Annotated in this window: 27 protein-coding genes; 2 read left to right on the top strand and 25 right to left on the bottom strand. The window is 48.3% G+C overall.

Going from position 1 to position 20,087, the window contains the following annotated elements:
• Window positions 1-13 precede the first annotated feature (13 nt).
• The 17 genes from AB1K91_RS17965 to AB1K91_RS17885 all read right to left on the bottom strand — a co-directional run bounded on the left by AB1K91_RS17965 (window position 14) and on the right by AB1K91_RS17885 (window position 11,543).
• On the bottom strand, window positions 14-277 hold the full coding sequence (locus AB1K91_RS17965) for a hypothetical protein (RefSeq protein WP_413091833.1): 264 nt from the start codon (window positions 275-277) through the stop codon (window positions 14-16).
• Window positions 277-615: a head fiber protein gene (locus tag AB1K91_RS17960; RefSeq protein ID WP_413091831.1), complete on the bottom strand. Its 339-nt coding sequence runs from the start codon at window positions 613-615 to the stop codon at window positions 277-279. Before AB1K91_RS17960 ends, AB1K91_RS17965 begins: the two co-directional genes overlap by 1 nt.
• 54 nt (window positions 616-669) lie before the next feature.
• Window positions 670-1,794 carry an SU10 major capsid protein gene (locus tag AB1K91_RS17955; RefSeq protein WP_413091829.1) on the bottom strand — a complete coding sequence of 375 codons (1,125 nt, stop codon included), beginning with the start codon at window positions 1,792-1,794 and terminating at the stop codon, window positions 670-672.
• Between the two features lie 63 nt (window positions 1,795-1,857).
• On the bottom strand, window positions 1,858-2,595 hold the full coding sequence (locus tag AB1K91_RS17950; RefSeq protein WP_413091827.1) for a phage scaffolding protein: 738 nt from the start codon (window positions 2,593-2,595) through the stop codon (window positions 1,858-1,860).
• Between the two features lie 93 nt (window positions 2,596-2,688).
• Window positions 2,689-4,218 (bottom strand): phage portal protein, encoded by a 1,530-nt coding sequence (locus AB1K91_RS17945; RefSeq protein WP_413091825.1) that lies wholly within the window; start codon window positions 4,216-4,218, stop codon window positions 2,689-2,691.
• Window positions 4,219-4,295: 77 nt separating this feature from the next.
• A complete protein-coding gene (terL, locus tag AB1K91_RS17940) occupies window positions 4,296-6,068 on the bottom strand; it encodes a phage terminase large subunit (protein WP_413091823.1) in 1,773 nt (590 codons plus the stop codon).
• A 653-nt stretch (window positions 6,069-6,721) separates the two neighbouring features.
• Entirely contained in the window at window positions 6,722-7,111 is a 390-nt protein-coding gene (locus AB1K91_RS17935; RefSeq protein WP_413091821.1) for a phBC6A51 family helix-turn-helix protein, read from the bottom strand.
• An 18-nt stretch (window positions 7,112-7,129) separates the two neighbouring features.
• Window positions 7,130-7,369: a hypothetical protein gene (locus tag AB1K91_RS17930; RefSeq protein WP_413091819.1), complete on the bottom strand. Its 240-nt coding sequence runs from the start codon at window positions 7,367-7,369 to the stop codon at window positions 7,130-7,132.
• Window positions 7,370-7,677: 308 nt separating this feature from the next.
• The gene (locus tag AB1K91_RS17925; protein WP_413091817.1) at window positions 7,678-8,088 is read right to left on the bottom strand and encodes a hypothetical protein; all 411 of its coding nucleotides are present in this window, start codon (window positions 8,086-8,088) and stop codon (window positions 7,678-7,680) included.
• Between the two features lie 35 nt (window positions 8,089-8,123).
• Complete coding sequence (locus AB1K91_RS17920; protein ID WP_413091815.1) at window positions 8,124-8,309, bottom strand: DUF5659 domain-containing protein; 186 nt, start codon at window positions 8,307-8,309, stop codon at window positions 8,124-8,126.
• Between the two features lie 146 nt (window positions 8,310-8,455).
• Window positions 8,456-8,665 carry a hypothetical protein gene (locus AB1K91_RS17915; RefSeq protein ID WP_413091814.1) on the bottom strand — a complete coding sequence of 70 codons (210 nt, stop codon included), beginning with the start codon at window positions 8,663-8,665 and terminating at the stop codon, window positions 8,456-8,458.
• The gene (locus AB1K91_RS17910; protein WP_413091812.1) at window positions 8,662-8,895 is read right to left on the bottom strand and encodes a hypothetical protein; all 234 of its coding nucleotides are present in this window, start codon (window positions 8,893-8,895) and stop codon (window positions 8,662-8,664) included. The genes AB1K91_RS17915 and AB1K91_RS17910 overlap by 4 nt, the downstream gene beginning before the upstream one ends.
• Window positions 8,896-8,906: 11 nt before the next feature.
• Window positions 8,907-9,167, bottom strand: coding sequence for a hypothetical protein (locus AB1K91_RS17905; RefSeq protein ID WP_413091810.1), 261 nt, complete (start codon window positions 9,165-9,167; stop codon window positions 8,907-8,909).
• Between the two features lie 94 nt (window positions 9,168-9,261).
• Window positions 9,262-9,705, bottom strand: a complete 444-nt coding sequence (locus AB1K91_RS17900) for a BC1881 family protein (protein ID WP_413091808.1) — start codon at window positions 9,703-9,705, stop codon at window positions 9,262-9,264.
• Between the two features lie 143 nt (window positions 9,706-9,848).
• A complete protein-coding gene (locus AB1K91_RS17895) occupies window positions 9,849-10,403 on the bottom strand; it encodes a hypothetical protein (protein ID WP_413091806.1) in 555 nt (184 codons plus the stop codon).
• Complete coding sequence (locus AB1K91_RS17890; RefSeq protein WP_413091805.1) at window positions 10,390-10,800, bottom strand: RNA polymerase subunit sigma; 411 nt, start codon at window positions 10,798-10,800, stop codon at window positions 10,390-10,392. Before AB1K91_RS17890 ends, AB1K91_RS17895 begins: the two co-directional genes overlap by 14 nt.
• Window positions 10,800-11,543, bottom strand: coding sequence for an N-6 DNA methylase (locus tag AB1K91_RS17885; RefSeq protein WP_413091803.1), 744 nt, complete (start codon window positions 11,541-11,543; stop codon window positions 10,800-10,802). Before AB1K91_RS17885 ends, AB1K91_RS17890 begins: the two co-directional genes overlap by 1 nt.
• 123 nt (window positions 11,544-11,666) lie before the next feature.
• Between AB1K91_RS17885 and AB1K91_RS17880 the strand changes: the two genes are divergently transcribed.
• A complete protein-coding gene (locus AB1K91_RS17880) occupies window positions 11,667-12,071 on the top strand; it encodes a hypothetical protein (RefSeq protein ID WP_413091802.1) in 405 nt (134 codons plus the stop codon).
• Here AB1K91_RS17880 and dcm read toward each other — a convergent pair.
• Window positions 12,068-13,423 (bottom strand): DNA (cytosine-5-)-methyltransferase, encoded by a 1,356-nt coding sequence (gene dcm, locus AB1K91_RS17875; RefSeq protein ID WP_413091800.1) that lies wholly within the window; start codon window positions 13,421-13,423, stop codon window positions 12,068-12,070. The two genes, AB1K91_RS17880 and dcm, sit on opposite strands and share 4 nt — an antisense overlap.
• Window positions 13,424-14,020, bottom strand: coding sequence for a deoxynucleotide monophosphate kinase family protein (locus AB1K91_RS17870; protein ID WP_413091798.1), 597 nt, complete (start codon window positions 14,018-14,020; stop codon window positions 13,424-13,426).
• 87 nt (window positions 14,021-14,107) lie between these two features.
• On the opposite strand from AB1K91_RS17870, the gene AB1K91_RS17865 reads away from it, so the two are divergent.
• The gene (locus AB1K91_RS17865; RefSeq protein ID WP_413091797.1) at window positions 14,108-14,260 is read left to right on the top strand and encodes a hypothetical protein; all 153 of its coding nucleotides are present in this window, start codon (window positions 14,108-14,110) and stop codon (window positions 14,258-14,260) included.
• Between the two features lie 12 nt (window positions 14,261-14,272).
• Here the strand turns inward: AB1K91_RS17865 and thyX are convergent, their stop codons facing one another.
• From thyX to AB1K91_RS17835, 6 genes are all read right to left on the bottom strand, one after another.
• Window positions 14,273-14,965, bottom strand: a complete 693-nt coding sequence (gene thyX, locus AB1K91_RS17860; protein WP_413091795.1) for an FAD-dependent thymidylate synthase — start codon at window positions 14,963-14,965, stop codon at window positions 14,273-14,275.
• 14 nt (window positions 14,966-14,979) lie between these two features.
• A complete protein-coding gene (locus AB1K91_RS17855) occupies window positions 14,980-15,480 on the bottom strand; it encodes a MazG-like family protein (protein WP_413091793.1) in 501 nt (166 codons plus the stop codon).
• Window positions 15,481-15,493: 13 nt separating this feature from the next.
• Window positions 15,494-16,144, bottom strand: a complete 651-nt coding sequence (locus AB1K91_RS17850; protein ID WP_413091791.1) for a PhoH family protein — start codon at window positions 16,142-16,144, stop codon at window positions 15,494-15,496.
• A gap of 17 nt (window positions 16,145-16,161) precedes the next feature.
• Window positions 16,162-17,202 (bottom strand): ribonucleotide-diphosphate reductase subunit beta, encoded by a 1,041-nt coding sequence (locus AB1K91_RS17845; RefSeq protein ID WP_413091789.1) that lies wholly within the window; start codon window positions 17,200-17,202, stop codon window positions 16,162-16,164.
• Window positions 17,187-17,624, bottom strand: coding sequence for a flavodoxin (locus AB1K91_RS17840; protein ID WP_413091787.1), 438 nt, complete (start codon window positions 17,622-17,624; stop codon window positions 17,187-17,189). Before AB1K91_RS17840 ends, AB1K91_RS17845 begins: the two co-directional genes overlap by 16 nt.
• A 221-nt stretch (window positions 17,625-17,845) precedes the next feature.
• Window positions 17,846-20,083: a ribonucleoside-diphosphate reductase subunit alpha gene (locus tag AB1K91_RS17835; protein WP_413091785.1), complete on the bottom strand. Its 2,238-nt coding sequence runs from the start codon at window positions 20,081-20,083 to the stop codon at window positions 17,846-17,848.
• Window positions 20,084-20,087: the final 4 nt, after the last annotated feature.

Below are 20,087 nucleotides of genomic sequence, written 5' to 3'. Positions count from 1 at the left end.
GGCGTCACCTCCGTTATTTTTTGATTTTGGCTTCCGCTTCGATTGCCGCTTCCTTGCCTTTTACTTTTTCGCCGTTGGACAGCAAATAATATCCGCCGCCAACGTGCTCCGGTTCGGCGATATTCGGCGTGTCAACTAGCTTGATAAACGGGGCTGCTGAATCCAAAGCCGCAATTTCTTTTTCGTCCCTAGTCTCGTACATGCCATCCGGTCTGAACTGCACTAGCAGACCGGGACGAATATATTCGTAATTCGGGATGGCTTGATATTTCGCCATTAGCTCATAATCCCCGCATCTTTAAGTTTCGCAAGCAACGCGTTGAAGTCCGCCACTAGTCCCGCTACGTCCGCCGCCGTGCTATCTGCCTGCGTTGCAGCTTTAGAAGCCGTCAGCTTGTCGTTCAACGTCGTCTGCAGATTCGTGATATCTGCGATGGCGTGCGTATGAGTTGCCGGAGGAAATGTCGAAGGTTTATTTTTGACGTCTGCCCACGCTACGGATACCTCGGCACCGCCCGCAGATTCAAGCGACTTAAGCAGGTCGCCTAGCTTTACATCATTAGCGACCGGCATAGACATATTGAGTCTCTGTACGTCCTGTTTTGATAAAGCCATTCTATCGCTCCTTTACTTTTTATAAGAAAAAAGCGCTCGCTAGGAGCGCCTTAATTAGCTGATTGTTTTGGAGATGTTAGAAAGAACCGCGATGGATTCTTTGGCGTTCTTGATTTCGAAGCCAAGTTCACCACGGATAACACGAGCGAAGTAGTCTGCGCCCGGATTAGTTGCATCTTGGTCGTAGAAGTTTTGCATATATCGCGCCTTAACGTTATTTGTGTCAAGCAATAGCGCGCGATCTTTCGGCATATTTTGGTCAACTACGACGCTGGATACTGTGCCGCCAGGAAGATCGGATACGAAGGAGAGAATTTGATATCCCGCAGTTGTTTCTCCGCGAGTTGTACGGATTGTATCTCCTCCTAGCTTAGTGATCTGACGGGCAACGTTTGGAGCACATACGATAGTATTTACGCGGCCGCCGCGTTTGAACGTCTCCTCAACTGCGTCGTTAAGGCCTTTAGCAGAAATTTCGTTTCCGCCCATATCGAACTTAGCAGAACCTTGTTCTTGCGCGAATGCAAATAGTCCGCCAGTTGTACGAGGGTTTGTGTCACCCGCGCCTTGGTACTTACGGCCGAAGATTAGTGTGTTATTTACTTCGCGAATCATCTCCTGCAAGCGAAGATTAACTTGGTAATCAAGCTCGTTAGATACGCCATAAGTGTTAACTTGCTGCTGCGTGCGAGAAACCTTCGCGAAACGGCTGAAGATTTGCGAGTAGTTGAAAGATACGATACGATCGTTAATCTCGTTATGACGGAACGCTTCTTCTCCTTCCGGACGTGGGCGCGCGATCACTTTCAATTCTCCGTCAGCTTCGATTGCTTCCGGCTCCGTTGCGTCATAGCCGCGCTGTACTGTTAGCTGATCGCCATCAACGGCCGTAACTTTCAGTACCTCAAGACCGTTTTGTACTAGCGCGTTAACTGTGAATTTACGTCCGTCGCCTTCTTTAACAGCGAAAGTTGTTGCGTCCGCTGCAACTGCTGCTGCCGCCTCGCCAGTATCGCTGTTTAGGTAATCATTCTGCCATTCGAATTTAGTCTGCATAAGTGCTTCGCCGGTTCCGATCAAGCCGAAAAGTACAGGCGCTTTCGCTAGGATAAGATCCACATTGGCGTCCATCTGTCTTACTTGCTGTTGAAAATCATAAGTAGTTGCTACGTTACTCATTTGTCATTTCTCCCTTTAATTTTGTTTTTTTTGTAATTAAAAAGCCGCCATTTGGCGACTGAATTACTTTCCTTTTTTCAGTTGAAGAACCTCGTTATACAATTGCGTCACCCTGCCGATCAATCTCGGATTGGACTTCGCCGCTTCCTTCGCCTCTGCTAATTCCTTCTCTTTTGCCGTCAACTCGTTCGCTGACGGATTCTTGCCTGGGTTACTTCCGCCTGCTGCGTCAGCTCCGATAGGTTGCTTGAAGTAGAACGGTTTCGCCTCCTTAAATGCCGAAAGTACTTCGTTAACTCCCGTCACATTGCCGTTTTCGTCAATCGTAATGTTTGATCGGTCAATTAACGCAAGGACATCGTCGGGGTCATTCGCATTTAATGATCGGGCGATACTTTTGATCTCAGTTTCGATAATGCGCTTTTCCGCCTGCTCCTTCGCTTGTTTCGAAGACTCCTCGTATTCTTGTAGCTTCTTCTGCGCCTCTTCATACTCGGCCTGTAGCCGCTCAACCTCGGACATCTCCGCTTTCCTGCGTTCCTCTTCGGCTTTCTCGTATTCCGCTAACTTGGCGAGCTTGTCTTCGAGTTCTTTCTTTTTACCCTTCTCGCGCTCTAGCCGTTTAGCTATAATTTCGTCGAGTTCCGCCTGTGTGAACGTCTTTCCGGCTTGATTCGTTTCGTCCGGTATTTTTTCCGGCTCGGCAGCCGTTGTGGTATCGTCCTTTGCTTCGGGTTGTTCCGGCGTTTTATCTTCCGGTTCCTGATCCGCAAAAAACTGTAAATTCAATCGTTTAAGCATAATTTTACCTCCGCCGTTTAAAGTCCGTCGACTATGGTTTTGCGAATAATAGCTGAACCGGCAGTTTAACGTCATGCCGTTGGACAAGTGCTATTACTCATCATCTTCGTATAATTCGTTTTCTTCCATCCGTTCTCGCTCCACAACATCCCGATAAGGGTCTGTAGCCTGTCGTGTGGTGTCTCGAATAAGGTTGCGCTCGGCTAAAATCTCCATAAATTTAACCTCTGCATTATCTTTTCCGCTTCGTGTAATGGCGCCTTTAATCGACTCCATATCGCTTGTGATTTCGAGATTAAGTTGTTCGATTAGCGCCTGCTGATCCTGCGGCAATGGCAATCCGAATACGATTTTGCTATCATAATACTCGTCAACTTCCGCCAACCACTCTTTGTCGTACTTAAATCTCGGATGCTCCTGGCGGGCCTTCATATACCGGAGAATATATTCATTAAGTAACTGTAACCTCGATTGCCATACGACCCAAGCTCGCTGTGTCTTCGAAATAATTTTCGAAAATAGCAATTGAACCGCCATGTCATTGATCCCGCCGGTATTCATATCCGCCGTATTAACGATAGGTACGTCGGACTTTTCATGTAATGCCTTGTACATTCGGTCAAGATACGATTCGATCGCCTCTTTAAACTTGAAGCCGGACTCTAGACGAGTTGCTTCCGGATTCCCTACGTCCTTGTCCGTTTCACCGAGATCCCATATTGCGCTCGGTGACACTCGGAATGGCTTCTTCGGGTCCATCTCGACGTTCTTCAATAACGTAATAGCGAACATCTCGAATTTAATGGCGTCACTGTAGTCGGACAGCTTGCGATCAATCTCGTCTGCTACGTCAAGCATCTGCTCCAATTCGGACGAACCTGCGGTGCTCCCCGTTAACTTATCCGTCGGCACATGCACGACCGGGATGAAATCGAGTCCCATCGACTGGCGTTCGACTCGCTTCTCCGTTACGGCTAGCTCCTCGTTATAGACCGCCTCTTCAATCTCGCAGTCATATCCTCCGGTGGCCTCGTCGCCCTTCCATACGAGATAGTACGATAGCTTCCAGAGTCGAGTCTGCTCCTCGTCCAGGTACGCGATAAAATGAACCTCGTCCAATTCATCGACGTCCCATTCGTTGTGTACCGCGATGACTTCCGTAGATGGATGCCATAGTATCTTAAGTCCACCGCGTCGAGTATCGTAATGAAGTCGAGCATATACGCCCGTTCGCGATATAGCCCGGTCCTTTGCCGCCGCTAGAAGCTTTTCGTGCATCCGGTTATCGTCCCATACCCACTGAAGTAGCCGCTCCTTCTTCTTGGCGCGACTGTTTTCCGTCTGCTGTTCGGCGCTTGGCGTATAGCCAGGCTGTACCATTAGCGCTGGGTCATCGAGCACGTCCGGCTTGACTGTAACTTTCGGCTCCTTTTCGAATTGCCATGCCGCGATGGTATCGATCATTTTCCGCGTGTAATTCATAACGAGCTGTGCCGGATCATAATCTATGTCCGCCGGCTTTTCGTAATTCGTCCATACGGTAAGGTCACCTTCGTAACGTCGGTAAAGCGCCGTTTCATCGATGATGCGCTGGAATTCTGCATCACCTAGCGCAACTTGCATCGGGTGCGTAAATACTAGCGCTGAAAATAAATTCGGATCATATGCGATGGGTACCGCCTCCTTTCGTTATTTTTCGTTTAGTATCGGTAAGTGCCGACTGTGCCGCCTTTTCTTCGAGAAGACTTGGCTGCCGTCATTACCGCCATGTTCAAGCTGTCTATTGCGTCATCAAAAAAGCCCCCGCGTCCGTCGTATCGCTCAAATTGTTCTAGCATACGTGAGAATTTACGGTGGAATCGTATTGTCCCGTTTTCTATGTCGGGCTTCATCGCTTCTATCCGGAGCTCTTTCTTCGTTCGGTTCTTTATCTGCTTAAGTCGAGTGGATGCTGGATAGCCCTGCTTCTGTAAATCGTCTCCTAGTTGTTTCGCCATGAATTCTTGTGCTGCGTTGGCGTCGGCTGCGATAACATCTGGTTGCCATTCCATAACTCGGTCGACTACTACCTCGAAAAATTTATCGACAGGCAGCCGCTCAACGAACGAATCGACAACATAAATAATTCCGTTTTCTTTGTGTCGAGCAACGACCGCAATAGCCGAGAAGTCTCCGTTTTGGCGACCGAAGGCAAAGTCGACTCCCATGCTGATAAAGAAGTCTTCCGAGGAAGTATCGATAACGTTGTAGTAAGTGAATGTATCCGGATTATAAATCATAGATTCTTCATCGATTGGATTGTTCATATACTCCGTATTGAATGCCTTCGATCCGTTATCCCACTTCCACATCATTAACTTAAGCAACGGCTGTACTTCCGGCCAAAGAACCTTGGAACCTTCGAGAAGCGATTCTTCGTTATCTCTATAAAACTTCTCAGTATCTTCTTTTCGATTTGGATTCTCGCGCTCGATATAAATTTCGCGACACTGTTCCCAAAGCTCGGTATTAACCGGATCTTGTATAACGGCTCGATATATCTTCGACTGAAAATCGGAACGTTCGTGCAGTATGTGCATTAGCAAGCTCGATACATGTACGGTCGTTCCCATTACAACGAAGGCTGTCCGCCTACCTTTCGGATCCCCTAACGGCATTACCGTCTGAGAGAACCAATCGCGAAGTTTTGTTCGTTGTTCCTGCGTACTAGCATTTCCGCCGGGCCTCGCATCTTCTAAGTCATCGCATATAATTAAATCAGGCCGCGATCCGTTCCAGTTTCGACCACGTAAAGCCTGACCGGTGGAAGCCGCTTCAACCAGCGCCAATTGTTTCCGTCGATCACCTTCCGGATGCCAAGCGATGAATGATTCGGAGTTATCTTGGATGTTAGCTTGATCCTTCGGAGAAAGGAGTGGACCGAAGTCCTGACGAAGCTTATCATTGAATTTTAGTTGATTACGGATCCACTCCATGTTCGCTTTAGAAACGGAAGGTGTCTCCGATATGATAATGATGTACTTGCGTTTTCTATACGCGACTTCATGTACCGGGAACCCCTTCGATAGCCATGTCGACTTACCGTGTGACCTCGGCGCTGCTGCCGCAATCTTCGCATTAACTTGCTTCGTCGAAACAGTATTCATTATTCCGGTGAGCTCTTTGTGAAACTCCGGAGCATCTTCCGCTTTCTCTACGTCAAATCCGTCCCAGTTCCCGTCATTGCCGGGATTCCGCGCTTCCGAAAAATACTCTAGCGCAAACTCTAATTGATCCGATTCGCAGCGATGGATCCGCCGCAGTCTTTCCAATTCGGTGGCTCGCTCGATGTAGTCCGCCATTACTTCGGTAGGCATCGCGTCCATGTCCGGATACTCAGCGTCAAGCATTGCGAGGTATTCCGAATAGGTTGCGATAAGGTCAGCGCGCTCCACTTCGTTAATCCATCGGTTATTAACCCAAGCGATAAGCATCGTCTCCTTTCCGTTAGGGTTCGTTGAGCATCGTTTTATTGCGTCATACAGGCGCCTGTGAGACGTTTGGATGTCCGGTAGGGTTAGCGCCGATAAAACGGCTAGAATGGCGCGATTTGCGTGCGCTAGGACAATGCGAAAAGGCCTCCGCTGGATTAGCGAAAGGCCAAAGTGAAAATTTGATATCCGGATTTAAAGTCCGCCTGGCGACGGCGATGAATTTTTGACTACCGCCCCCCCTTATTCTGGTTCGCGGTGTTGCTCCGACTTGCGTATAATTTCGTATAAATATACCGGAGTTACTTCCGATAACATGCATTATGTAAACTAGCGATATATGAAAACGTTGATATACCGCGGTTTACGGGCATCATCGGAAGTGTACGATATCATTATCTTTATACATCGAATAAGAACGTTGATATACCGCCATTCTTATCGCTAGTCCTACGGTATGGCTGCGAGTATATGTGTATAGCCGCATATAGTACGATCATGGCGCCAGTGCCGAAAGTGTTGGCGGGGTCACGCGCAGGAAGGGCGCGCCTGGTAATTGGTACCTTACCCGCTTGCAATAGCGCATAGCCTCCGAATATACCACGCCAGTTCCTTCTTATATAGGGCGATATATGGACGGCATATAAGCGATAGGCCTATTGTTCCTCCGCCTTCTGCTTCGCCTTAAACGCTTCAATTTGCGCCTTCATATCGTTAACATCAGCTGCACCGTTATCCTTCGTAGTAACCTCTTGTCGCTCCGTAAGTAAGTCGTGAGCCTGCAGGAATGTACGGAACATGGCCGCATTACCATCGTTGATAATATGATCGGGTACTGACGCCATTACATCCGGTAACCTTTCGAGGGTATTCCGCATGACTGTCCGTTTCAGTTCGTTATTAAACGTGTCATCATTGCGCCATCTTCGTAAAGAACTAACGTCGACTCCGACCTCTTCCGCAATCTCCTCGTAAGTCATTCCGCCTTTATTCGGTAAAGATAATATCGCAATAGCTGCGTATTGCTTCTCGTTTAGTTTCGCCATATTAGCGCCTCCTTTCGTTTACTTATCGGTAAATCGTATAATCGCCGTATGCCCGTCCTTCTCCGGGTAAATAACGATATTTGATACGTGGAATTCCTGCCCTTTCCTAACCGCTCTAAATGCGTAATCCTTCGCTTCTTCAATCGGCATATATTCGACTGGATCAGAATACTCATCGGTAAGGTCGTAATATTCTCGGGTAGCTTTTCGTAAGTTATCGATAAGTATATCGTGGCGTTTTTCCTGTTCTTCGTTCATGTATCGTCACCCTTTCGTAAATGTAAAATGCCCGACTCCCAGCAGCGGGAATCAGGCGTATCTTGTTTTCTTTTATAAAGTTCTTTGCTCCGAATAAGATATATAAGTATTAGGTATATTATCGGCGGTCTATTTTACGTACTTTGTAAAATGGACGCAATTATTATTCTTATTAATTCGTTCTTGTTAATTCGTTATTATTATATTCCCGCTCATAGGAATTGATTAAATCCCACCAACGGGAATTGATTAAATCCCACCAACGGGAATTGATTAAATCCCGCTCATAGGAATTTGGGACTTATCGACTAGCCTCCGCTATTCTTTCGGCGTTCGTACAACGGCATGTACATTTTCTTCGAATGCCCGTACCACGGAATCCTCCGCGTAACCATCACGCCTTCACTCGTCAATATATCGAATAGCTTCTTTATCCTGTCGCCATGTATGCCGGTATCGGCGTTAATCTGCGATACATTCGGATATGCCCATAAATACGCAGATCCGCCGCTCTGCCCGTTAACATATGCGTGACAGTACATATATAGCGTTAAGCAATCTCTCGCAGTCTGTCCGTCATATTTATCTTTAAGCTCCGGTAGCAACTCGCGGTATATCCAATGCGGTATTGGTGCGTATCCTTTATCGCCACTAAGCAATGCGTCTTTCTGGCGTTGTGCTTCGATTTGTTCGTCCGTCAAACGATCATTCATCTGCATTCACTATCGTCTCCCTCGTTAACTAATTCGCCTGCTTATCGCAAGGCTTTCGCTTTTCTTTCGTCATATTCGTCAAGCAATGTCCGCAGCTGATCGTTACGCTCGAACACCCACATGCGGTTGCCTGTCCGGTTATGCAGCGTTGTATAATCGTAGCGGATTCCGTTAGCCTTCAAGAAATGCATAAGAGTCGTAGAGTAGCAGTAAAATTTTTCGTTCACTTAACCAACCTCCGTTAACTTATCGTTTGCTTTCGCGTGACACTCGTAAACATAATCACGGTACTCGTCATATGTCATACCGTACAACACGCTGCTCACCCGGCACATTCGTCGCCCAAGTTTCGTTTTGTTCCGTTAATTTATCGCTATAATCTCCGCATTACCCTTGCGGATTCTTTCGCTAGGTATGAAGATACCCGCTCTAATAACGCATCTCCGTCGAAGTCATTCCGCACATTCACCGATACCTCACGATTACAGCAGCTATTCGTACATCTGCCACGCTTCATCGCGCTCTTACGTAACTCATCGATACGTTTGCGCCTAGCAGTTTCACCGTAATATATTTCGCTCATTTATCGACACCCTCCGGAATTATTACAATACGAACACCACCAACCATGGAGTCCGCTATCTGCATGTTAGGTGCGTATACATCAATAGTGGTTCCGCCATATTCGCACCGTAAATCTTCGGTGCCTTTACGAGATGCTAATTCATTCGCTAATTCTTCCGCAGTGTATTTCGATAGCTCGTTCTGTCTGCGTTCAATCTCCGCCAACAGTTCTTCCGTCGTGGCATTCATAAATTTATCGATCATTCTCCGTCACTTCCTTTATCGGTCAGCCGAATAATAAATGTCGTATGCTTCCCGTAGCCTTCTACGCCCTCATCTAAGTGATTCATTAGTGATACGTGTGTAACATCGCGAGTCTCGCAAAAACTGAGTATCTGATCGGCCACCTCTTTCGGAGCGTATTCCGGAGAATGACCAGATTCGTCAAGCGCCTTGTTGTATCGCCCAATAAGTTCGTAGATATTCTCGAATAAGATGCGTGCTTCGCTCGATTTGCTCATTTTTCGTCACCTCCGCGATACTTTCGAATATCTAATACGATTCCTGTTCCGATAAGTAATACGCCTAGCACGACGAGAAATTCAAGATTATAAATCAATCCCGATTCACCACGATTCTAGCCGGTCCGTCAACGCGGAGCATATTACTAACATCTAATCCGTTTGAAAACGCAATCGTTGCGTATCCTTCATGAGGCTTGACCTCAAATTCTTCGATGCCTTCCCGCTTCGCCAACTCATCCGCAAGCTCTTTCGTCGAGTAGTCGGACAGTTGCTTCGGAATATTTAGCGGATAATTGTATACGTAATCCGTATCTTTTCCGCCCTCTCCGTCCCATCTTCGAGTAACGGCGTAACTGCCGTCTTCCAACTCCGCAACAGCCCGTTTAGCCGCCTTAGCCTGGCGCTCGACTGCTTTCAGTCCCGTTAGGGCTTCCGATACGTCCAAGCCGATCTTCATCGTTACCTGTCCGTTTTTGTTCGTTTCTTCTGCTAATTCTTCGATAGATTCGCGCTGTTCGCCTTGCTTACCCGCCATTCTCATCGTCTCCTTTAAGTAAAATGAAACGCCTGCCACGGAGAGGGTCGATTGACCGATGTGACAAGCGTTATTTATTTCGGGAAATTATTTCCCTTCCAATCTATAGCGTAACGTTTGGGCTAAAGTGTGGTATTTACCGCTCAAATATCGTTAATATTGTAAGTAGTTACCGGCTGCACCTTCGTAAACTCGTGATACTTTCGGCGCCTCTCCGCGTTCCTCGCCCTCGCATTCTTATCGACGAGGTAATCTTCGCGCTTCGTCCGCTTCCTACGCTTGCCCGTCGCCTTCCGATCCGTCTCGTAATCTACTCCGACAAGCTGTACGTCCTTCTCCGACCGCTCCTCCATCATGTTGGCGCTCATTATCGGATATTCCGTATTAGCGATCTTGTACGGCGTAGCATCCGTAAGCTCCTCGTATAGCATTAAATCCGCCAACTTATCGAGCAGATCACTTTCCGGAGGATTTATCGGTAGCTCCCTCGGTTCCCTACCGGATGCCTCCGCACTTCGCCGTTCATTTTCCGTTGCAATTTCGTTAGCCCAAGCGTGCTGATTCGCATATTCCTTCGATACCCTGTCGATGATTTTCATTCGTTCCGGTCGCGTAAGTATGCCCGCTTTTGTATCGCGCTCAATCTGCGCAGTTTGCTCAATAAGTACCTCACGATATTTCGGATTAAATTTCGTCATATGTTAGCCCCTTTTCGTTAGTGATATAAACGCAATATCCTTCGCCTTGCCACGACCATTTTTCGTACACGTCCGCTATCTTAATTAGCGCCACACTAACGTAATGAGCTACGGTAGTCCTATCGATACCTAACGCACCTGCCGCCATCTCCTGCGTCCATTGCTCGATAAATACGTAATGTAGCGCGCTCTTCTGCCGCCAAGTCAGCGCAGCCATATCGATCGCACACTGCAGGTCGGCGAGTATAATAACCGCATCGTAATCACCGGCATATTGGCGTTGGACTAGCGCGTGGTAATCGGCGAGCAACAACCGGACGCCATCCGCATTATCTAGCGCATACCTTTCGGCGTGCTGGCGTTCGGCTGCGTGCATATCCCGTTTCACAGCTCCCATTATTCGTCACCTTCCGTTACAATGCCGCAAATAGCGTATACAGCCTTCGTAAAGTCGCTAACCTCGCCGCGAGGGACGGGATTGACGATGTGTGCGGGCATTTCTTCCGACGATTCAACATGAGCCTCGTAACGTTCCTCGGTCCACTCTACCGCCAGATGCTTCGCCACTTGTTCGCTATAAGGCATAACATTTATCGACGAGAAATGTAGATGATCGTCCTTTTCGTTTTGTACGAAGAAAGCACCGAAAGATTTACGTGTCAATACGTCGCAGTGAACGACGACCGCATTCATGCCGCGAATTGCGAGATTAAACAATAGGAATGGAATGGCTCTGTCGGATAATTCTTCGCAATGGTAAACGTACCAGGACGGCCGATAATCGAAAGGGCTATGCTGCATTCGATCGTAATTCCATCGTGTAATCGTCATACCGCCGGTTCCAGCGCAAGGTTCGTAGTGTAGTCCGCTATCGGGCGAACCAACCAGTTTCGTTACTAGTTGCGAAAGAGATTGCGGCGTAAAGTCCTGTTTCTTCGTCTTCCTATCCGCATGCTCTTCTTGGAAGTATTCGTGGAACCAATCGAAACCGACATCGTAATCAAACGCTTCTAAGAATTGTCGGAAAACATCCTCTCTCCGCTCTTTATCGAAAAGTATTTCCATCAGACGTTCCGGCGCTTTATATGATTCCGTTATATTGAGGATCCTATTTACCTTCTGTACCGCTGTTTCTCCCATATATCCGTCCCCTTTCGCCTATTCGGCGTTAAATATTCGTCATACTTCGCCTAATGGTTGCATATAGTCGTTAAATCCGGTTATAATCGTACTAATAACGCTAATGATCGGAGATGTTTCGCTATGGCTACGAAAACTACTAAAGCAAAATCGGACGGGTCTACGCAGAACGCGACATTCCAGTGGATTTCCGCAGATTCCGCCGAACCTTACATAACTATCGATAACCAGCAGCGCCTGTACCTTTCGTCTGGCGCCCGCAAGACAATCGGAGTTGATCCGCAAAGCCGCATCATTGTCGGCTATGACAAAGCGAACAAGCGCGTCGTTATCGCTAAGCCCGAAGTTGTTCGCGTGCCGAATATCCGTCCATTCCTGCTCGACAAGAAGGCGTATTGCTCAGCGCGCGCCATCGTACAGGCTATCGATTTCGATTACGAAGATTTGCCGCTGCGTTTCGCTTATGTTGGGCGGGACTTTTCGGAATATGACGTTGGTAGCTTCGCGTTTGAGAGAGTCGTCGATTAGGCTTCGTCAAGTACTGTCAGGAGCCGTTCACCTATCGCTTCAATTACGTTGACCGTTACGGCGTTCCCGGCTTGCTTATAACGCTGGCTATTCGAGATGTCTGCGTCGACTAACGTCTGGTGCTCTTCGTCTGAGAAGCCTTGTAGGCGGAAGCATTCGAGCGGCGTTAGCTTGCGGATGCGGTAGCGTGGTTGGCGTTCGATTACGTGAGTTCTGCGCCCTTTTCCAACGTCACCTGGCGAAGTACCTTTCGCATAGTTGGCGTCAACACAGCAGGAAACACCGTCACCTTCCGTAAACTGCTCAACAATAGGCTCAACGACCTTTTTCGGTTCTTTAAAGTCATTTGATAGACAAGTGGGCGCAATCCCTTCGTCGAATACCTTATGATTTCCCCCGAAACTATTCTTTCCGTCCATAATAAATTTTTCAGTTCGTACTTTATCGTCTAGTTGAGCTACAAGATCCGCCGTCTTTTCCTTCGACAAATAATACTTTTCATCGACGTCACTTTCGAGAATATCCCGCAACCTTACCGTTACTTCCTCTTGCGCAGGCCAATCGAAGTTAAACGTCTTAACATCGTCATAGCCGCTTATTCGACGCTTACCTTTCGCTACTACGTTATTCCCTTCGATAATCCAATCGCTCGGCTTCGCTAGATCATCGCGTACACCTACGATGAAAATCCGTTCCCTATTCTGAGGAACTCCGAAATATTTCGAGTTGAGTACGTTAAAATCTACGGTATATCCGATTTCATTTAGCGTTTTGACTATCGTGTCAAGCGTCCGTCCTTTATCGTGACCAACGAGTCCCTTAACGTTTTCGAGCAGTACTAGCTTTGGTTGCTTTTCGGCAGCAATGCGGGCAGCTTCGAAGAATAGCGTCCCTCTTGCGTCATCAAATCCGCCACGCTTGCCGGCAACGCTAAACGCTTGGCATGGGAAGCCACCGACAAGTACGTCATGATCCGGAACATCTTCCGCAGCAACCTTCGTAATGTCTCCGACAGTTGGCTCGCCGTACAGAGCCTCGTACGCCTGATTAGCGAATCTGTCAATTTCGGAGGCCAGTACGCAAGTACCTCCGAGTTTGTTTAGCGCCTGCTCAAATCCGCCGATACCGCTGAATAGAGATACGTAAGTAAATGGCTTAGTCTCGGAGTTGCGTTTCGATTGGTTAGCGTTTGTTTCCGTCAATATATCGCCCTCTTCCGTTATAATTTCGAGTACAAGCGTATCCTTGCTTACCGAAGTCAGTGCGTTAGATACGAAGTCGTTACGGATCTCCAACTTATGACCTCTTCCGCCTTTATCACGAGTTCTTAACGCGCAGGAGCGAAATTCCAATTAATCGTCCCCTTTCGAAATATCTTCGATAATCCCGTCAACCTTCCGCTGCAACTCCGCCAACTCTCCATCATTAACCACCGTATAATCCGCCGCAAATCCATCGACGTAACTCTCCGTATCATGTACGAAATCCTCTTCCGTCATCTTATCGCCAGCCTGACGCGCCCTTTCGAGCCTGACCGCATCATCAGCGACAACCTTTACGATGGTAAATCCGTTCGCCTTCGCCCATTCATATTCGTTAGGCTGCCGGAGGTCTGAAATGACAATGCCGGTCGTATCGCGAAGCCTCTCGTAATATTCGACGGTCCGCTGCGCATGCTTAATCCATACGTCCGGATCGATTTCGCGACATAGCTGACCGAATTGCTGATATAGTGCGCGAGGCTTCTGCGGTGAGCCGGGACGGAACGGGTCATAGGCGGCGTCATCCGTAGCGTCATCGAATATTTTGTGCGCGAAATACTTGAGCTGATCGCCGAATGCTACCGAGTTGAAGCCGTGCTGTTGCGTTAGGTGGCGCTCCACTGTCGACTTGCCTGACCGGAGCTTGCCGGTGAGGGCGATTCGTGTAATGCCGTTTGGTTCCGTCAAATAATCGTCTCCTTTTCGTTATTTATCGTTGACATATGCTGCCAATGTGGTACTATCTAATTAATAAACCAATTTCGGAGGTGCTTCATGGAAAAGTTTTACGTAATGAGAAACGATCACGAAGTTATTTGGTGCTGGGAAGAAGAAGCTTTTGACAAACTGACGCACGGATGGTCACTTTATGCGATCGCCGATTCCGAAGACTCTGCCGATAAGATGTGTGAAGAGGCTTGCTACTAATAGCGAGTCTTTTTATTTTGTCTTAACGAGTTCGGCTATGCTTACCGGGAATTTCGGCTGCACCAGCTCGTACACCGCGTTGGCGTACGCTTGGATTTCCGCTTGGCTATCGTGTGCTAGGCGTTGATTAAGGAAGTGTGCGACGGATTGAAGCGATGCAGTCCAATAGTAGCGGACGTACATTCCGTATGCCGGAAGGAATAGGCGGGCTTGTTCGGCAGCAATACCTTTCTCTAGCGCCATAGCGTACAAGGACTCACCCGATTCGATATGTTTCATTAGCGCAGCTGTTGCGCGTTCGCCCACGAAGTTACTAACAACATCTCCGCTACCTTGCTTCGAGTTTTCCGGCGCGCTTCTCCATTCGTTGGCTGCCGGAATATAGAATGCTGCTTCCTCCGTAATATATCGACGGCTGCTCTCGTTCCAGGAATCCATCGTATGATCGGATCCGACAACGTACTTCCACCACTGGCGCGCAACCATTAACGGAGCATATACTTCGAACTGCAGCGACGCGTGCCGGAAGGGCGACGTATGGCCTTCCCGTGCTAAGAATCGGATCAGGCGCTCGTCCTTATCGGACAGCTCCGATGATTCCTTGTCGTACGAAACCCTAGCGCTGTTTACTACGCTAAGGTCGCTCCCCATAACGTCGACTAATCGGACATATCCTCGGTCAAGTACGTTGATAATTTCGCTCATTTTTTCGTCCTCCCTTAACCCTGATATTTTCCGTAGCACGGTTCGCACATACCTTTATCCAACGCCCACGTTCCCACTTCGACGGCCTTCACTTCGAAACACATATTACATTCGATAACTTCGCAATCATCGTAATCTTCGTCTTCCTCTGGGATGCCTGAGTCTTCCTTCGTTACTGGTGCACTTAGCTTAGAAAGGCCGCTCGGCTCCTCCTTCAACAAGTCCGCTTCCTTCACGAAAACTCCGTCAATCATCCGCCCTTTGCGGTCCTTTATTTCGTCGTAAGCAATCGCGATGCAATCTTCGATATCAATGCCGAGCTGCGTCGATAGAATCGTTAATACTACGTAGATGTCACCGATGGAGTCCTTTACTTGCTCCGGACGATCCTTCGCCATGCCTTCGGCAAGTTCGCCGAGTTCTTCGAATAGCTTCAGCATTTGCTTATCGGGATTAGCGGTATGCAGGTTACGGTCGATCGCCCATTGCTTAATTTTTTCGGTTAGATTCGTCATATTATCGTCTCCCTTATTCGATTTCGTCGGCATCATTAGCGAGACTGCCGCGGAAGTTCCAGTTTAACTCGCAAACCTGCGCATATTTCTTCGGACGGAAATGATCGATGTACGACTTAAATCCGCTTGCTGCCGGATCTGCTAGATCGCACTGAGATACGTGACCCTCGAGAATCACCGTACAACTGTCGTGTATCCTCGTTAATACTTTCCGTAGCTCATTCTTCGTAAAGTTCTGCGATTCCGAAATGATTACCGTCGAATCTTTGATATTCGTACCACGAGCGAAAATGTGTGACCGCGGATACACCCAGTGCTTGCCACTCTTCATAGCTTCCGGATTATCCTCGTCGTAAATGGACTGCGATGGATTCTCGTTGATTTCGAGCAGCGCGTCCTTTAACGGCTGCAAATACTCACGTTCCTTTTCGGACTGACCGCCAGGACGGAAGCCCATCCGATTCTCTTCGACAGGTGCGAAGATGTAAACGAGAGGCTTTCCGATGATGCGGGCACATGCGACGGCTAGCGTTGTCTTCCCTGTTCCGCTCCTAGCGTTGACAATCGTAAGCTGGTTATCGAAAATACTATCGACGTATGTCCGTTGCTCCTGCGTAAGTTTCGGCTCGAATCCGAATAGCATGTTATTCTTCGGTAATGGCATATAACGTCCTCCTCGTTTTATAAATCGTCGAATCCGTTTAAATCGCTTGTCTTCGTATACTGCCGAGACTTCTGTTCGAAAAAGTCCGACTTAGTTCCGTTAAAGTTATCGGTATATGCTCGGATCCATTTCATCGGATTCTTTTCGTAACCTTCGTATATCTCGCTGAGGCCGAGCATGCGCAGCATCTTGTTCGCCCGGTACTTTACATAGCCCGCCATATCATCGAGGTCGATTCCGTCAATGCCGTCGAGCACATATCGGCTCCATTTCGTTTCCTGTTCGACGCTGTGCCGGAACTGATCGTACACCCATTCGATAAACTGCTCGTTGTTGTATTCCGGATTCTCGGCGAGTGTTGCCCGGAATAGTTCGCTAATGAATCGTCCATGCTGTAGCTCGTCACGGTTGATATAGGAGATCATCGTCGACGTTCCGACCATCTTCTGATTCCGGGCTAAGTTATAGAAGAACGCGAATCCGCTGTAGAAGAACAACCCTTCGAGTAGCGCCGTATATACCATCGCTTTGAGTGCGGTTTCTATCGTCGGCTTCTCCGCAAACTCGTTATATACTTCCGAGATGCGTTCGTTCCTTTCGAGGATTACCGGGTCAGTCCGTCCCTCATTGAACGCCTTAATCTGGTTATCGTAATGTGTAACGGAAGCCAATACGTAAGTGTAACTGTGATTATGCTCGGACTCCTGATCGGCTATCGTCGCCAATATCGACTTAACGCTCGGATCCGTCGAGAATGCTGCTATCTTCGAAGCTATGTCCGTTTGTGGTCCGTCCAATGTCGCCAGCAAGCCGATAATCTTAAGGAAGGCCGTCCGTTCCTTTTCGGAAAGGCTGGCGAATTGTTTCGTATCGGCGACCATGCTGACTTCGTGCGCCGACCAGAACAGGCCGCGAATCGTCTTCCGTAAGTCGTAGAAGTGCGGATATTTTACGTTGTCCCAATGAAGGATACCGCTAGCCTTTCCGTTAAATAATGCCGTTGTCTTATTCGGATTCTTCGGTTCTAATACCGTTGCTTTCGTTAATCTCTCAGCCAATCGATTACCCCTTTCGTCCATTCGATTACTTCCGATTCCTGCGTGCCTCTCGGAGACTGTTCGATCTTTAGCGGCGGTAGCGGTGATTCGTAAAACTTCGCCAACTTATCGGCAGCAGCGCAGAATAGATCGTCGCCTCCGAATTGCGTATCTCCTGTTCCGAAGATGAATACGTTCGGTGGCTTGTTTCCGATATCAGCTACGAAATCCTTTACGGCTGCTGGCGTCATACCTACGTCCCAGGTGTACGTGCCGATTAGTATTGCGTCATATTCGGAGATGTCCGGCAGTGGCACAGGGCCTCCGATATCGTATAGAGTTGATCGGAAGCCTCGTCGCTGCATGTCTTCCGAAATTAGCCGGGCGACTTCGAGCGTATTTCCGCTGATCGACGCATAGGCTATAAGAACGGAAGGGCGCAATTACTGGCACCCTTCGCATTCGAAGTGAGTTCGTCCGTTTTCGTCGCTAATCTTAACGAGTCGTATATCGGTGATTTCCGAAGGATCGCAGAACTCAATGTCCGCAATCCTTTCGAGAGCTTCGAGCGTTGCTTTGTTCGGAGATTCCGAAGGGAATTCGAAGTGACCGTTTTTACCGTTGTATTTATACATGAATTGATATCGTTTCATTTAATCGCCCCTTAGTTAGAAGTTGAACGCATATAATACGATGTCTTAAATCCGGAATCGTGCGCCATATGGTGCAATTCGAGAAGTTCCGCAGCCTTGACGTCATTCTTAACGTAGATGTTAAACGATAACGACTGGTCGACATGGCGCTGCCTTGCCGCATTTTGACGAATACTCCATCGCTGATCGAGTTCGTACGCTGTCTTTTCGTATATCTTCGCCGTATCTTCGTTAAGGTCGGGTGCTGTTACCGGAATCTTATAGTCCTTTTTCTCTTCGTTGTAATAAACGTCAAATATCGGATCACATGCCGCTGTACTGCCGGCAATTAGCGCAGTTGAAGCGTTAGGTGCTGGCGCCATTAGATAGCCGTTACGGATGCCCGTCCGCCATACCATTTCGGCAAGCTCCGCCCATTTCATATCGTAGAGGTAGCCGCGTCGTTCGAAATATCTTCCCGTCTGCCATTCGGAACCTTCGAACGCTGGGTATGCGCCCTTTTCTCGCGCAAGTTCTGCCGAAGCCTTAATCGTAAGGAACGCAATCTGCTCGTACAGCTTATCGGCATATTCGACGGCTTCTTCCGATTCCCATTCGATTCCTTTCAGCGCGAGTAAGTGGTGCCATCCGAATGTGCCGAGACCAACTGCGCGGTACTTCTGATTCGTAAGCTGCGCCTGCAGTACCGGCAGATTGTTGATATCGATTACGTTATCGAGCATGCGGACTTGTACCGGGATCAATCGGTCGAGTACGCCGGCTGGTACGGCACGCCCGAGGTTTATCGAAGATAAGTTACATACTACGAAATCGCCTGGTTCTTTCGTGATAACGATCTTTCCGTCTTTTACGATCTGTTCCGTCTGGATTGTCGGAGATTGGTTCTGAGCGATTTCTGTACAGAGGTTTGAGCTATAAATCATTCCGAGATGTTTATTTGCGTTCATTCGGTTTACCTCGTCGCGGTAGAACATGAAAGGACCGCCTGTTTCCAGCTGACTGCGTAAGATACGTTTCATTACGTCGATAGCTGCGACTTTCGTTTTGGTAAGGTCGTTCGACTGTACACATTCTTCGTACTTTTCTCGGAAACTTCCTTCGCCTTTCTTTTCGTCGTAGAAATCTTCGAGCGAGTACCCCATAACTTGGTGAACCTCATGCGGATCGAACAAATACCAGTCACCGCGTTTCCGAACCTGCTCCATGAAGATGTCCGGAATACATACGCCAGTAAATAAGTCATGCGTCCGCTGCCGTTCGTCTCCGTTATTTAGCTTCGCGTCAAGGAACGGATAGATGTCCTTATGCCAGATGTCGAGATACGTTGCGATCGCGCCTTTGCGCTGACCGAGCTGATCGACGGATACTGCCGTATTGTTAAGCTGCTTCATCCACGGTAAAACCCCCGATGATGCTCCGGCATATCCTTTAATCGCGCTGCCCCTGCTTCGAATCTTTCCGAGATACACGCCAATGCCGCCGCCATCTTTCGAAAGGTTTGCTACGTCCGTATTACTGTCGAAGATGCTCTGCAGGCTATCGTCGACCGTATCGATAAAGCAGGACGAAAGCTGTCCGTAATTCTTGCCGGCATTTGATAGTGTCGGAGTGGCGACCGTCATAAACAAATTGCTCAGTGCCCAATATGCTTCCTTAACGAGTGTTATGCGATGTTCCTTCGGTTCCTGGCGCATTACCGTCATAGCAATCATCATCCAGCGCTCTTGCGGCAGCTCGTATACTGCGCCTTTCTTGTCGCCGGCCAGGTATCGGTCAGCTAGCGTACGTAATCCGATATAAGTGAATAGCGCATCCTTGTCCGGATTGATCTCGGCGCCTAGCTCGTTGATCTCTTCCTTCGAATAGAGTTCGAGAGTCTTCGGTGAGTATACGCCCATCGTCGAAAGCACTTTGATAAGTCCGTAGAAGTCTCCGTATCTTTCGTCCGCATCGTACGCCCGGTTTTTGCTGGCTTCACGATATAGTTTTCGGAGATATGCTTGCGTTGCAACGTACGTCCAGTCCGGCTCCTCTTCGTCGAGATTGCTTAGCGCTTCGAGGATTAGCTGATTCGTAATCTCGGAGGCCGGATAGACTTCGCGAGCACTGATCGTTGTAACAAGGCGTCGCTTGAAACTGTCCGTATTTAATGCCGGATAATCCTTCGCAATCTCATCAATAAAGCGTTCTAGCCGAGCCGGTTCGAATGGTAACTCGCGTGCTCCGTTGTTCTTCGTTATAATCGTCAAATTA

The organism is Terribacillus jepli (assembly GCF_047228925.1).
Classification (GTDB): domain Bacteria; phylum Bacillota; class Bacilli; order Bacillales; family Amphibacillaceae; genus Terribacillus.
This window is presented reverse-complemented; position numbering and strand designations above follow the sequence as displayed.